Source organism: Celeribacter ethanolicus (assembly GCF_001550095.1).
Classification (GTDB): domain Bacteria; phylum Pseudomonadota; class Alphaproteobacteria; order Rhodobacterales; family Rhodobacteraceae; genus Celeribacter; species Celeribacter ethanolicus.
Genome location: NZ_LRUC01000018.1, coordinates 268,933 through 282,263, shown reverse-complemented (window position 1 = coordinate 282,263; position 13,331 = coordinate 268,933). Strand labels below are relative to the sequence as shown.

The following is a 13,331-nucleotide window of genomic DNA, read 5'->3' as shown; positions in this document are numbered from 1 at the left end:
TGCGCCAAATGCAGCCTCATCAAGGGTGTCGAGATACTCGCGTACGGCACGAGGCGCATCAGCGGGCTCGATGGTTGAAGCATCCCAGTCTTCCTTTGACGTCGAGTTCTGTTTGTTCGCATCTGCCTCAATCAGGCTGGCATCCACCGCCATGCGCTGGCCACTCGCCAGGCCTTCTTCGATGCAGCGCGCCACCGTTGTCTCAAATAGATGGCGCAGCAGCTCGCTCTCGCGGAAACGACCGTGCCGGTTCTTCGAAAACGTCGAATGATCAGGCACCCGGTCGTTCAGATCGAGGCGGCAGAACCAGCGATAGGCGAGGTTCAGATGCACCTCTTCGCAGAGCCGCCGCTCCGACCGGATGCCGAAACAATAGCCGACCAGAAGCATCCGGATCAGCAGCTCGGGGTCAACGGAAGGCCGGCCCGTGCGGCTGTAGAACTCAGCAAGATGAGCACGGATGCTGCCCAAGTCGACGAACCGATCAATCGACCGCAGCAAATGATCCTGAGGGACGTGATCCTCAAGCGAGAACTCGTAAAACAGCGATGCCTGCGCTTCCTGCCTCGGACCCATCATCGGTCAATCCTCCCGTCCGTTGGAAGAATTGAAACAGCAGATCACACACCGATCAAGCACGAGTTTTTCAACAAAATATCCGCAAAGCAGTCCTTCGCATCTCTGACGCTAACTTTCTCCACTCTCTCTGAAACCTCAATCGTCTGATGTCTGGCCTGATCGCGCCCCTGCGCGTGCCCGACAAAAGTCCGACGCAAATCCGACGCTTTGCCGACCGTCATTTTCGGCCTGTTTCACGGCTCCAGAACGACCTTCCCCGTCGCCTGTCGGCTGCGGATCAATTCGAGCGCCTCGGCAAATTGATCGAGCGGCAGGCGATGGGAGATATGCGGTTTGATCCGTCCTTCCGCCGCCCAGTCGAACAGCGTGGCGAGCGAGGCGCGCAGCGGTGCCGGGTTGAAATTCAGGTAAGCGCCCCAGTAAAACCCGATGGCCGTGATGTTTTTCACCAGCATGTGGTTCGGTTTCATCTTCGGCAGATCGCCGCCCGCAAACCCGATCAAAAGGATGCGTCCGTCGGGATTTGTGGCCCGAAAACAGGCCTCATACAAAGGTTCCCCGACCGCGTCGTAGACCACATCCGCGCCGCCAAGTGCTTTGATTTGTTCGCGAATATCTGGGCTGTCGGCGTCGATGAGATGATCGGCCCCGGCGGCTTTGGCGATGGCCAGTTTGTCGGCGCCGCGCGCGATGGCGATGACCTCCGCGCCCATCAGCTTGCCGATTTCCACCGCTGTCAGCCCCACGCCGCCCGCTGCCCCGGTGACGACAAGGCGTTCGCCGGGTTGCAGTCGGGCTTTGTAATCCAGCGCCATATGCGAGGTGCCGTAAGCGATCTGAAGCGCCGCCGCCTCGGCATAGCCCAGCCCTTCGGGGATGGGGATGCAACGGTCGGCAGGGAAATTCCCGGCCTCGGCCAGCCCGCCCTGACCGGAATAAATCGCCACGCGTTGACCGGTTTGAAATCCCGTAACCCCTTCACCGATCTCAATAATTTTGCCGGAGAGTTCAAGCCCGAGTGTAAAGGGCGGCTCCGGCGTATCCTGATAGCGGCCTGTGCACATCAGCGTGTCGGCAAAGTTCAAAGCCCCGGCACGGATCGCAACCTGGATTTCGCCGGCTGCGGGGGGCGCAAGAGCGGTGTCGGCGAGCTGCGGAGGTTGATCGAAGGCGGTGACGCGACAGGCGCGGATGGTTTTAATCTGTGACATAGCATATTTTGTGACGGCTACATGCGGTTCTGTCCATGTGAAAGGCGCTGAAAGCGAGTCGATTTTGCCCGGTCCGCATCGGTTGGCATGACTGATCCGGTGGCGGAAGATTTTGCAAAACGCAACAAATGATCAAAAAACACGCGCAGGTTTAGTGCTGTCCAAGCCGTGCCAGATCGTCACAGGACGGAATCTCAGGCGTTGCTTCGATATAAAACTTCATTTTTACAGATGGTTGGGGGGATTTGGTCAAATCCTGCCCAAAAAGACAGGTTGAGACATCGGGCCGGTCCTAAGAAATGTGCTATACACGCATAGGTTAAGGGCGTGCAGCACGATACAAGGAGCGGTCAGTATGAAACATCCCGTGGATGTCCATGTGGGAAAGCGGATTCGCCATCGTCGGTGGATGGTCGGCATGACGCAGCAGCAGCTTGCGGAAAAGGTCGGCATCAAATTCCAGCAGATCCAGAAATATGAAACTGGCATGAACCGCGTGTCTGCCTCCCGTCTCTGGGACATTGCCGAGGCGCTGTCCGTGCCCGTGGCCTTCTTCTTCGAAGGTATGGATATGCCTGTCGAGGCACAGTCCGTCGCTCATCAGGAGGATGCCTCCGTCCCGGCCGATATTCTCGCCGACAAGGAAGCGCTCGAACTGGTGCGCTCCTATTACGCGATTCCGGAAAATCAGCGCCGTCGTCTGTTTGAACTGGCGCGGGTGCTCTCCGACGTCGCCTGATCCGGGGACGATCAGGGCCTGAACCGACCCGAGCTGCAGAACCGGCCCCCGCGTCTCTGACGCCGGGGTCGTTTCTTTTTTGCGCAGCCGCCAGGTGGCACCTTCGGCGGTGTTGTGAAGACCCGGCGGGTCGCTTGACCTGTCGCGGCTGAGGGGCTACCGCGAAAGGGACGCGCCCAAGGCGCAGAGGATCGGAGCAGGAGAGAGCATGAACGTCTCGGAATTGAGCGCAGAGATGCGCGCGGAGATTATCGCAACGGCGGATGCGGCGGCAGAGGCCGCGCGCGAGATCACGCTCCGCTATTTTCGGGGGGGCGCGCTCGCTACGGAGTCGAAACAGGCGGTCGGGTTCGATCCGGTGACGGTCGCCGATCGCGGTTCCGAGCAGGCCATGCGCGCGGTCATTGAGGCGCGTCGCCCGGACGATGGCATCGTCGGCGAGGAATTCGGTCCCAAAGCGGGGACGTCGGGTCTCACCTGGGTGCTCGATCCGATCGACGGCACCCGCGGTTTCATTTCCGGGACCCCGACCTGGGGCGTGCTGATTGCGCTGCGCAATGCCGACAGTGTGGTTTATGGTGTGATTGACCAGCCCTATATCGGTGAGCGCTTTGTCGGGGGGCTTGGTCTGTCGGAACTGACCGGTCCGCTGGGCAAAAGCGCTCTGGCGGCGCGGCGCGGCGTGGCGCTTGACGATGCGGTGATCTATACGACCTTCCCCGAGGTTGGCAGCGAGACGGAAGGTAAGGCGTTCCACGATCTCGCCGGACGCTGCAAGCTGACGCGCTACGGCATGGATTGCTATGCCTACGCGCTTTTGGCCGCGGGGCAGGTCGATCTTGTGGTTGAGGCCGGGTTGCAGAGCTACGACATTCTCGGTCCCATCGGGGTGATCGAGGCGGCGGGCGGCATTGTCACTGACTGGCAGGGCGGTCCCGTTCTGGAAGGCGGTCGCGTGCTGGCGGCGGCGAGCAAAGAGTTGCATGAGGCGGCATTGGCGGTACTCTCAACCTATTGACGCCGCCGGGAGGAGCCGGCGGTCCCTCAGGGAGGCCCCGATGCACCATTGTTTCCTGATCCGCAATGCCGATGTCGTCCTGACCATGGACGACGACCGGCGTGAAATCAAAGGCGGCGACATTCTCATCCGCGACGGGGTGATCGAAGCGGTCGGGCAGGGGCTTTACGATGACGATGCGCAGATCCTCGATGGGCGCGGGTGCCTCGTCACCCCCGGCCTCGTCAACACCCACCACCATCTTTACCAGACCCTCACGCGGGCAGTGCCGGGCGCGCAGGATGCGCTCCTGTTCGGCTGGCTCAAGACGCTTTACCCGATCTGGGCCAAATTCGGCCCGGAGCATATGCGAATCTCGGCCCTGGTTGGGCTTGCGGAACTGGCGCTGTCGGGCTGCTCGACCACCTCGGATCACCTTTATCTCTACCCCAATGGCGCTCGGCTGGACGATACCATCGAGGCGGCGCGCGCCATCGGGCTCAGGCTTCATGCCACGCGTGGCTCTATGTCGATCGGCGAGAGCCTTGGCGGGCTGCCGCCCGACAGTTTGGTCGAGCGCGAAGAGGACATTCTCAACGATTGCATCCGCGTGATCGACGCCTTTCACGATCCGAACGCCGGCGCGATGATCCGCGTCGGCGTTGCGCCCTGTTCGCCGTTTTCCGTCTCCCGCGAGCTGATGCGAGACAGCGCCATTCTGGCCCGCGACAAGGGCGTGATGCTGCACACCCATCTGGCCGAGAATGACGAGGATATCGCCTATTCTCTGGAGAAGTTTGGCATGCGGCCAGGGCAATATGCCGAAGAGCTGGGCTGGACTGGGCCGGATGTTTGGCATGCCCATTGCGTGATGCTCGACCGCGAAGAAATCTCGCTGTTTGCGCGCACCAAGACCGGCGTGGCGCATTGCCCCTGTTCGAATTGCCGTCTGGGCTCGGGCATTGCGCCGGTGCGCCCGATGCGGGACGCGGGCGTCAGAGTGGGCTTGGGCGTCGATGGGTCGGCCTCGAACGACATGGGCAACCTGATCATGGAGGCGCGCACCGGCATGTTATTGCAACGGGTGTACTATGGTGCCGACAAGATGAGTCCGCTCGAGATGCTGGAAATTGCCACGCGCGGCGGTGCGGAAGTGTTGGGGCGCGATGACATTGGTATTCTGGCGCCGGGCAAACGCGCGGATATCGCGGTCTGGGATATGTCGGATGTGGAAGCGGCCGGGAGCTGGGACCCGGCGGCCTTGTTGCTGGCCGGGCCGATGATCGTGAAAGACCTGTTCGTCGAGGGGCGCCATGTGGTCGCCGACAGTTGGGTGACGACCATCGACATGGGCACGACACTGGCGCGGCAAAAGACCTTGGCGCTGGGGCTGAGAAACTAGGGGATGCCAGAATGAACCATAGAAAACGACGTGTCGGGGTGGTACTGTGCGCTGCACTCGCGCTGATGGCCTGCGGGCCGGAGACCGGGGCGGGGTTCAGCCAGATCACCCCTGTGACGACCGCCGCGCCCCATGCGCTGGAGCAGGAGGCGCAGATCATCGCCCTGATCAATGCGGAGCGTGCGCAACAGGGGCTTGGCGCGCTCGGTTACAACGCCGCACTTGCCACGGCGGCACAACGGCACGCCAGCGATCTCGCGGCGCAGAATTATTTCTCCCATACCGGCAAGAACGGTTCCTCTGTGGGCGACCGGGTGCGGGCGGCTGGCTATGGCTATTGCTACGTGTCCGAGAACCTCTCGGGCGGTTATTCGACGGCGCAGCAGGCGGTGCAGGGCTGGATGCAGTCCCAAGGCCACCGTGCCAATATTCTGAGCCCGAAAGCCCGTGACATCGGTATCGGCATCGCGCCGGGTGGTATTCGCGTGGCGGTATTTGCCCGCGGCTGCTGATCAGACCGCCGCGCGCTCGCCCATGACATAGGAGGCGACGATCGCCCGGTCGTCGCCCATCATGATGGTCGGGAAGACCTCTTCCCAGATCGTGTTGGCGGTGATGGCGCGCTGGGCGATGGCGGGGGTGGAGGCCAGGTCGATCACCGCGAAATCCGCTTCCATGCCGGGGGCGATGCAGCCGATTTTATCCTGCATGTGAAGCGCCTCGGCGGAGCCATAGGTCGCGAGCCACAAAAGCTGGGCTGGGTGGATCGCGGTGTGGCTGAGCTGGCCGATTTCATAGGCCGCCGCCATGGTGCGCAGCATGGAGAAGGACGATCCGCCGCCGGTGTCGGTCGCGAGACCCACGCGCAGACCTTCGCCCTTGCGCGCGCCCATGTCGAACAGGCCCGAGCCGATGAAGGTGTTCGATGTCGGGCAATGGATCAGCGAACAATCCATCGCCTTGAGATGCGCGATCTCGCGTGGCTCCAGATGGATTGCGTGACCGAACAGCGCGCCTTCGCGCACCAGCCCGAATTGCTCATAGGTGTCGAGGTAATCGCGCGCCTCCGGGTAGAGCCCCTTGACCCATTCGATCTCGTCGAGCTGTTCGGAGAGATGCGTCTGCATCAGGCAGGAAGGGTATTCGTCCCAGAGCTTACCCAGAGCGTCGAGTTGCGCGGGCGTGGAGGTGGGCGAGAAACGGGGCGTGATCGCATAGGTGGCACGGCCTTTTTCGTGCCAGCGCCCGATCAGGGCCTTGCTCTCGTCATAGGCTGCCTTTGCCGTGTCGCGGAGGAATGCGGGGGCGGTGTCGCGATCCATGCAGGTCTTGCCCGCCACGATCCGCATGCCCCGGTCCTCGGCGGCCTCAAACAGCGCATCGACGGAGCCGGGATGGATCGTGCAGAAAGAGGTGACCGTTGTGGTGCCGTTGGCCAGAAGCAGGTCGAGATAGCGCCCGGCGATGTCGCGGGCATAGGCAGGATCGGCGAATTTCGCCTCCTCCGGGAAGGTGTAGGTGTTGAGCCAGTCGATCAGCCGCTTGCCCCAACTGGCAATCATGGCGGTCTGCGGATAATGCGCGTGGGCGTCGATGAAACCGGGCACGATCAGCGCCGGACCGTGGTCGAAGAAGGCGGCTTCCTGATGTTTGGCGCGCATGTGATCGCGCCCGCCGATGGAAACGACATGCCCGTCCCGGATCAGGATTGCTGCGTCCGTGAGCACCTGAACGGCCTCCTCGGCGGGAATCTCGAAAGGGTTGCCGTGATAGGTGACGACCTGTCCTGCAATCAGCTTGTCCATCGGGGGCCTTTTTGATTAACCGCTTTTAACCTCGAGGGCAGATTAGGCGCTGGGCGAGGCAAGGTAAATCAATCTTGCCCCTGTTTCTCGCAAGGAAGCTGTCATAAGGTCCGGGGTGACGAGCAAACGGGCAGGGTATGGTCGAAGACAACGCGGATATCAAAGAGGAAGCCGATCTCGAGGAGGACGGCTACACGTTGAGCGCCAAGGTGCTCAGCGCCATTCTGTTTGCGGTGGACACCGGGGATCGGGCGAAGCTGATCGAGCTGATGGAGCCGCTGCACGCGGCCGACATCGCCGACATGCTCGAACAGGTGAACGCCTATGACCGGCGGCGGCTGATTCTGCTCTATGGCGAGGAATTCGATGGGGAGATCCTGTCGGAGCTTGACGAGGGCATCCGCGACGAGGTGATCCACGTCCTCAAGCCCGAAGTTCTGGCCGAAGCGGTCCGGGACATGGAATCGGATGACGTCGTCGACCTGGTGGAGGATCTCGACGAGGAGGCGCAGGAAGCGGTTCTCGCGAGCCTCGAGGATGTCGATCGTCTTGCGGTCGAGAAATCCCTGTCCTATCCGGAGTTCTCCGCCGGTCGTCTGATGCAGCGCGAGGTCGTGATGGGGCCGGAACACTGGACCGTCGGGCAGGCGATTGATTTCATGCGCGAGGCGGAGGAACTTCCGGACGATTTCTACCACATGGTGCTGACCGATCCGAAGATGCACCCCGTCGGCCACGTGACGCTCGGCAAGATCCTCGGTGCGCCGCGCAGTCAGCCGCTGATCGAATTGCTGGAGCCGGGGTTTCGCACCTTCCGCGTCGATGAGAGCGAAACCGACGTGGCCTATGCGTTCAACCAGTATCACATGATCTCTGCCCCGGTTCTCGACGAGAACGACAGGGTGGTGGGGGTGATCACCATCGACGACGCGATGAACGTCCTGGATGAGGAACACGAAGAGGACATCATGCGCCTCGCCGGTGTCGGCGAAGGCTCTCTGGCCGACCGGGTGAGCGACACGGTGAAACAGCGTCTGCCTTGGTTGGCGGTCAACCTCGTGACGGCGATTCTCGCCTCCATGGTGATCGCCCAGTTCGAAGATACGATCGCGCGGTTCGTGGCTCTGGCGGTTCTGATGCCCATCGTCGCCTCGATGGGCGGCAATGCGGGCACGCAGGCGCTGACGGTGGCCGTGCGCGCCATCGCGACGCGCGATCTTACCGGCGCGAACGTCTGGCGCGTGATCCGACGCGAGGTGCTTGTGGGGCTCGCCAACGGCTTGGTGTTTGCCGTGATCATGGGGGTGGTGGGGATCGTCTGGTTCGGGTCTCCGGCGCTGGGCGCGGTGATCGGTACGGCCATGGTGATCAATCTGGTGATTGCGGGGCTGGCCGGCATCGGGGTGCCGGTGCTGCTGGAGCGCGCTGGGGTCGATCCGGCTCTGGCTTCGGGGGCGTTCGTGACGACGGTGACCGATGTTGTGGGGTTCTTTGCCTTTCTCGGGCTGGCCGGTGTGGTGCTGCTGTGAACGATATTCGGGATGTGAAGGCGCAATTGCGCCAACGGGCGAAAGCGGCACGGGATCTGGCGCATGCGCAGGATCTGGGCGCTGCGGATCAGGCAACCAAGATGCTTCTGGGGTTCCTGACCCCACATAAAGGCAAGGTGACGGCAGGCTACATGCCTTTGGGCAGCGAGATCGACCCGCGCCCGGCGATGAGCGTTCTGCATGGGCGCGGCCCCGTCGCCGTGCCGGTGGTGGAGGCTAGGGCGCAACCCTTGCGGTTCGACCGCTGGACGCCAGAGGGTGCGATGGTGGAGGGCGCGTTCGGCGCGCTGATCCCGGCGCAGTCCGAGCCTGTAATCCCGGAAGTGGTGATCGTGCCGATGCTGGCGTTCAACCGGGCGGGGCACCGGCTGGGCTATGGCGGCGGCTTCTATGACCGGACGCTGGAGAAGCTGCGGGCCTCGGGGCCGGTCTTCGCCGTCGGTCTGGTCTATGCGGCGCAGGAGCTGGCGGACCTGCCGGTCGAACCGACCGACGCGCCGCTCGATGCGATTGTGACCGAGCGCGAAGTGCTTACGTTTTAATGCGCGCGACGTGCTCATCTTTTGAAAGAGAACGCCATGGAACTTCCCGTAAATCGGTTCAAACAGGCCCTCAAGGAGGGGCGGCAGCAATGGGGTGTCTGGCAGACCTTCGGCGGGCCGGACATGACGGAGCTTCTGGCCGCAGCGGGCTATGACTGGGTGCTGATCGACGGTGAACACGGTGCCTTCGATGTGCCCGAGGTGCGCCCCTGCCTTCAGGTGGTCGCGGGGTATCCGGCCTGTTCGGCGGTGGTGCGCGTCTGTGAACTTAACACCGCATTGATCAAACGCCACCTCGATCAGGGCGCGCAAACCCTGATGGTGCCGATGATCAATTCCGCCGAGGAGGCCCGCGCCGCCGTATCCGCCATGCGGTTCGCCCCCGAAGGCGTGCGTGGCTACAACAGCGCGACACGGGCCGGGCGATACGGCGCGATTGCGGAGTATGGCGCGAAGGCGAAGGACGAGCTTTGCCTGATCGTCCAGATCGAAACCCGCGCGGCTCTTGAGGCGCTCGAAGAGATTACCACGGTCGAAGGCGTGGATGCGGTGTTTATCGGCCCGGCCGATCTTGCCGCCGATCTGGGGTATCCGGGCAATCTTGCGGCGCCCGAAGTGCAGGCGGCGGTCGAAGGGGCGATTGCGCGGCTTAAGGCACTGGGTGTGCCTTCTGGGATCGTGACGGTGGACGAGACGTTGCTCGAACGCTCCATCGCGACGGGCACGCGCTTTACCGCTCTGGGGATAGATGCGGTGATGATGATGCAGGCGTCGCAGGGGCTTCTGAGCCGGTTTCGCGACGTCTGAGCGCGCATTTTCGAGTATTTCCGGCACAAAGGAAACGGGCTGTCTTGCGCGTGGCCGCGCTGGGTCTTATGGCTGACGCCATGAAAATCCTGTTTCTCGGAGATATTGTCGGCAGCGCCGGGCGCAAGGCCGTCATGGAGCGCATGCCGCAGTTGCGCAAGGACTGGGGTCTCGATTTCGTCGTGGTCAACGGCGAGAATGCGACCAATGGCATGGGGCTTTCGGGCGATCATGCGAAAGAGTTGCTTGCGGCGGAGGTCGATTGCTTGACGCTGGGCGATCATGCGTTCGACCAGAAGGACATGATGCAGTTTTGCGAACGCGAAACCCGCATCGTGCGGCCGATCAATTTCGCCAAGACGGCGCCGGGGCGCGGGGTGCGGATATTTGAGGATCGGCGCGGGCGGCGTATCCTCGTGGCGCAGATCCTTGGGCAGGTGTTCATGAAACGCGCCTTCGACGATCCGTTTTCGGCGATGGATCAGGTGTTCATGACCCACAAGCTGGGCGGCGCGGTGCAGGCGATTCTGGTCGATGTGCATTGCGAGGCGACGTCGGAGAAGATGGCCATGGGGCATTTTTGCGACGGCAAGGCGTCCGTCGTGGTCGGTACCCATACCCATGTCTGCACGGGCGACGCGCAGATCCTTCCGGGGGGCACGGCCTATCTGACTGATGCGGGCATGTGTGGCGATTACAATTCGGTGATTGGCATGGACAAGGCCGAGCCGCTGCGCCGGTTTGTGACCGGCATGGGCAAGGGGCGGTTCGAGCCCGCGAAAGGCGAGGCGACGCTGTCGGGTGTCTATGTCGAGACCGATGATCGCACCGGCAAGGCCACGCGCGTGAAGCAGATTCGCGTCGGCGGGCCTCTGGAGCAGAGTGCACCGTAACCGGGTTTTCTGGAAAATTCTTCGCGTTTTTGACTGTTTGGCCGGAATTTCCGTCCTTGGACGAGGCGTTTTGACGCTTGTGCCCCGGTGGGCTGGGCGGGCATATTGGTGCCGAAGACCACAGCGCACGGGGCCCCATGGAACTGTTTCATTTCAGCCAGACGACCGAGGCGGTGCTTGCGCTTGTCGTCGTGAGCCTCATGTTCGCCATGTTCGTGCGCGAGATCTTCCCGACGGAGGTTGTGGCGATCACGGGGGCGGCCCTGATGATCGTTCTGGGCATCCTGCCTTATGATGCGGGGCTCAAGGTCCTGTCGAACCCTGCGCCCTGGACCATCGCCGCGATGTTCATCGTCATGGGGGCGCTGGTGCGCACCGGGGGGCTCGAATGGTTCACCCGTCAGGCCGGGAATTATGCCGAGACCCATCCCTCCGTGGCCATTGCCATGTTGCTGGCCGTGGTGGTGGTGCTCTCGGCCTTTGTCGCCAATACGCCGGTCGTGGTGGTGATGATCCCGGTCTTCGTGCAGCTCTCCGGCAAGCTTGGCATTGCGCCCTCCAAGCTTCTGATCCCGCTGAGTTATTCTGCGATCATGGGGGGCACGATCACGCTTCTGGGGACCTCGACCAACCTGCTGGTCGACGGTGTGGCCCGGGCGCAGGGCATGGCGCCCTTCACGATTTTCGAGATTGCGCCCATCGGGCTGGTGGTGACGGCATGGGGGATGCTCTATCTGGCGCTGTTCGGACGGCATCTCTTGCCCAATCGCGACAGTCTGGCGGCGATGCTGTCGTCGAACCGGGCGAAGATGAAATTCTTCACCGAGGCGGTAATCCCGCCCGAGTCCAACCTGGTCGGGCGCGAGGTTCTCGGTGTGCAGCTTTTCAAACGCGAGGGTGTGCGTCTGATCGACGTCATTCGCGGCGACAAATCCTACCGACATGAACTCGACGGGCTGACGCTCGAGGTCGGGGACCGGATCGTGCTGCGCTCGAAGATCACCGAGCTTCTGAGCCTGCAACGCAACAAATCTCTCAAGCGCGTCGATCAGGTGTCGGCGGTCGAGACCACCACGATGGAGGTGCTGATCACGCCGGGCTGCAAGATGGTCGGGCGGTCGCTGTCCTCGATGCGTCTGCGGCGTCGCTATGGCGTCTATGTGCTCGCGGTGCACCGCCGAAACCAGAACCTCGGCCAGCAGATCCAGGACCTCGTGGTGCGCGTCGGCGACACGCTTCTGCTCGAGGGCGCACCGGCGGATATTCAGCGCCTCGCGACCGATATGGACATGGGCGATGTGTCGAAACCGACCGAGCGCGCCTATCATCGCAGCCACGCGCCGATTGCCCTTGCGGCGATGTTCTCCATCGTGTTGCTGGCCGCGCTTGGCGTGGCACCGATCCTGATGCTTTCGGTGATTGCCGTCGCGGTGGTTCTGGTCACCCGCTGCATCGACGCGGATGAGGCGTTTTCCTTTGTCGAGGGGCGCTTGCTCGCGCTTATCTTCGCCATGCTCGCGGTCGGTGCGGCACTCGATGCCTCGGGTGCGGTGGAGATGATCGTGAATGTGATCGCGCCTCTGCTCGATGGTTTGCCGGTGTTCTTCGTGGTCTGGGCCATCTTCCTGATGACCTCTTTCCTGACCGAACTGGTGTCGAACAACGCGGTGGCCGTGGTGGTGACGCCGATCGCGATCGGGCTCGCGAATTCGATGGGGCTTGATCCGCGCGGCCTCGTTGTGGCCGTGATGGTCGCGGCTTCGGCCTCTTTCGCGACGCCGATCGGGTATCAGACCAACACCATGGTCTATGGTCCGGGGGGGTATAAATTCACCGATTACATGAAGGTCGGTATTCCGCTGAACCTCACCATCGGGCTTATTGCCTCGGCTGTCATTCCGCTGATCTGGCCGCTTTGAGGCGATTTCGGGCGGAATTGAGTATTTGAACCATCAGAAAGACGGGCGCAAAGGCCTGTGGCGGCCTTGCAGGTCGGGGGCGCGCTGCTTTATAGAGACGCGAAAGCTCACACACTCGACATTTTCGGAGGCGCCACATGGCAGGCCATTCTAAATGGGCAAACATCCAGCACCGTAAAGGACGCCAGGACGCGGCCCGCTCCAAACTCTTTTCCAAGCTCGCCAAGGAGATCACCGTGGCGGCGAAGATGGGCGATCCCGACCCGGAAAAGAACCCGCGTCTGCGTCTGGCGGTGAAGACGGCGAAAACGGCGTCTTGTCCGAAAGACGTGATCGACCGTGCGATCAAGAAAGCCATGGGCGGCGATGCGGAAAGCTATGACGAGATCCGTTACGAAGGCTATGGCCCGGAAGGCATCGCCTTCATCGTCGAGACCATGACCGACAACGTGAACCGCACCGCCTCGAACGTGCGGTCCTATTTCACCAAGGCCGGTGGCAACCTCGGCACTTCGGGCTCGGTGTCCTTCATGTTCGACCGCGTGGGCGAAATTGTCTACGGGCCGGAAGCGGGGGATGCCGACACGGTGATGATGGCCGCGATCGAGGCCGGTGCCGAGGATGTGGAAAGCGACGAGGAAGGTCACTGGATCTATACGGTCGATGGCGATCTGGCGGCTGTGTCCGATGCGCTCGAAGCCGTGCTGGGCGAGTCCAAGGAGTCCAAGCTGATCTGGAAACCGCAGAACCGCACCGAGGTGGGGCTCGAGACGGCGCAGAAGCTGATGCGCCTCGTCGAGACGCTGGAAGACGACGATGATGTGCAATCCGTCACGGCCAATTTCGATGTGCCGGACGACGTGGCCGAACAGCTCTGAGCGTGTCTG

13 protein-coding genes are annotated in these 13,331 nt (G+C 62.4%); 10 read left to right on the top strand and 3 right to left on the bottom strand.

Annotated features, from left to right (window positions below):
• Both NH195_RS09330 and NH195_RS09320 read right to left on the bottom strand, forming a co-directional pair.
• The coding region (locus NH195_RS09330; RefSeq protein WP_066703577.1) for an IS1182 family transposase at positions 1–579 on the bottom strand (579 nt) is incomplete at its 3' end.
• 233 nt (positions 580–812) lie between these two features.
• Positions 813–1,772 (bottom strand): NADPH:quinone oxidoreductase family protein, encoded by a 960-nt coding sequence (locus tag NH195_RS09320; RefSeq protein WP_066705880.1) that lies wholly within the window; start codon positions 1,770–1,772, stop codon positions 813–815.
• A gap of 373 nt (positions 1,773–2,145) precedes the next feature.
• Between NH195_RS09320 and NH195_RS09315 the strand changes: the two genes are divergently transcribed.
• From NH195_RS09315 to NH195_RS09300, 4 genes are all read left to right on the top strand, one after another.
• Positions 2,146–2,529, top strand: a complete 384-nt coding sequence (locus NH195_RS09315) for a helix-turn-helix domain-containing protein (RefSeq protein WP_066705813.1) — start codon at positions 2,146–2,148, stop codon at positions 2,527–2,529.
• Between the two features lie 208 nt (positions 2,530–2,737).
• Positions 2,738–3,547, top strand: coding sequence for a histidinol-phosphatase (gene hisN / locus NH195_RS09310; RefSeq protein WP_066705811.1), 810 nt, complete (start codon positions 2,738–2,740; stop codon positions 3,545–3,547).
• A gap of 40 nt (positions 3,548–3,587) precedes the next feature.
• Complete coding sequence (locus NH195_RS09305; protein ID WP_066705809.1) at positions 3,588–4,928, top strand: 8-oxoguanine deaminase; 1,341 nt, start codon at positions 3,588–3,590, stop codon at positions 4,926–4,928.
• A gap of 11 nt (positions 4,929–4,939) precedes the next feature.
• Positions 4,940–5,440: a CAP domain-containing protein gene (locus tag NH195_RS09300; protein ID WP_066705807.1), complete on the top strand. Its 501-nt coding sequence runs from the start codon at positions 4,940–4,942 to the stop codon at positions 5,438–5,440.
• Here NH195_RS09300 and guaD read toward each other — a convergent pair whose 3' ends face one another.
• Complete coding sequence (guaD, locus tag NH195_RS09295; protein WP_066705805.1) at positions 5,441–6,733, bottom strand: guanine deaminase; 1,293 nt, start codon at positions 6,731–6,733, stop codon at positions 5,441–5,443.
• A 137-nt stretch (positions 6,734–6,870) separates the two neighbouring features.
• Here guaD and mgtE point away from each other — a divergent pair, with 137 nt between their 5' ends.
• From mgtE to NH195_RS09265, 6 genes are all read left to right on the top strand, one after another.
• Positions 6,871–8,262: a magnesium transporter gene (gene mgtE, locus NH195_RS09290; protein WP_066705803.1), complete on the top strand. Its 1,392-nt coding sequence runs from the start codon at positions 6,871–6,873 to the stop codon at positions 8,260–8,262.
• The gene (locus NH195_RS09285; protein WP_066705801.1) at positions 8,259–8,825 is read left to right on the top strand and encodes a 5-formyltetrahydrofolate cyclo-ligase; all 567 of its coding nucleotides are present in this window, start codon (positions 8,259–8,261) and stop codon (positions 8,823–8,825) included. Before mgtE ends, NH195_RS09285 begins: the two co-directional genes overlap by 4 nt.
• Positions 8,826–8,861: 36 nt before the next feature.
• Positions 8,862–9,632: an HpcH/HpaI aldolase family protein gene (locus tag NH195_RS09280; protein ID WP_066705799.1), complete on the top strand. Its 771-nt coding sequence runs from the start codon at positions 8,862–8,864 to the stop codon at positions 9,630–9,632.
• An 80-nt stretch (positions 9,633–9,712) separates the two neighbouring features.
• Positions 9,713–10,525, top strand: a complete 813-nt coding sequence (locus NH195_RS09275) for a TIGR00282 family metallophosphoesterase (RefSeq protein ID WP_066705879.1) — start codon at positions 9,713–9,715, stop codon at positions 10,523–10,525.
• Positions 10,526–10,662: 137 nt separating this feature from the next.
• Positions 10,663–12,444 (top strand): SLC13 family permease, encoded by a 1,782-nt coding sequence (locus NH195_RS09270; protein ID WP_066705798.1) that lies wholly within the window; start codon positions 10,663–10,665, stop codon positions 12,442–12,444.
• Between the two features lie 137 nt (positions 12,445–12,581).
• Positions 12,582–13,322 carry a YebC/PmpR family DNA-binding transcriptional regulator gene (locus tag NH195_RS09265; protein WP_066705797.1) on the top strand — a complete coding sequence of 247 codons (741 nt, stop codon included), beginning with the start codon at positions 12,582–12,584 and terminating at the stop codon, positions 13,320–13,322.
• The last annotated feature ends 9 nt before the right edge of the window (positions 13,323–13,331 follow it).

What these genes read in the sequence shown, in the direction of transcription:
- hisN (WP_066705811.1), top strand. Translation starts at nt 2,738, where the DNA reads ATGAACGTCTCGGAATTGAGCGCAGAGATGCGCGCGGAGATTATCGCA.
- NH195_RS09300 (WP_066705807.1), top strand. Translation starts at nt 4,940, where the DNA reads ATGAACCATAGAAAACGACGTGTCGGGGTGGTACTGTGCGCTGCACTC.
- NH195_RS09275 (WP_066705879.1), top strand. Translation starts at nt 9,713, where the DNA reads ATGAAAATCCTGTTTCTCGGAGATATTGTCGGCAGCGCCGGGCGCAAG.
- mgtE (WP_066705803.1), top strand. Translation starts at nt 6,871, where the DNA reads ATGGTCGAAGACAACGCGGATATCAAAGAGGAAGCCGATCTCGAGGAG.
- NH195_RS09270 (WP_066705798.1), top strand. Translation starts at nt 10,663, where the DNA reads ATGGAACTGTTTCATTTCAGCCAGACGACCGAGGCGGTGCTTGCGCTT.
- NH195_RS09315 (WP_066705813.1), top strand. Translation starts at nt 2,146, where the DNA reads ATGAAACATCCCGTGGATGTCCATGTGGGAAAGCGGATTCGCCATCGT.
- NH195_RS09265 (WP_066705797.1), top strand. Translation starts at nt 12,582, where the DNA reads ATGGCAGGCCATTCTAAATGGGCAAACATCCAGCACCGTAAAGGACGC.
- guaD (WP_066705805.1), bottom strand. Translation starts at nt 6,733, where the DNA reads ATGGACAAGCTGATTGCAGGACAGGTCGTCACCTATCACGGCAACCCT.
- NH195_RS09280 (WP_066705799.1), top strand. Translation starts at nt 8,862, where the DNA reads ATGGAACTTCCCGTAAATCGGTTCAAACAGGCCCTCAAGGAGGGGCGG.
- NH195_RS09305 (WP_066705809.1), top strand. Translation starts at nt 3,588, where the DNA reads ATGCACCATTGTTTCCTGATCCGCAATGCCGATGTCGTCCTGACCATG.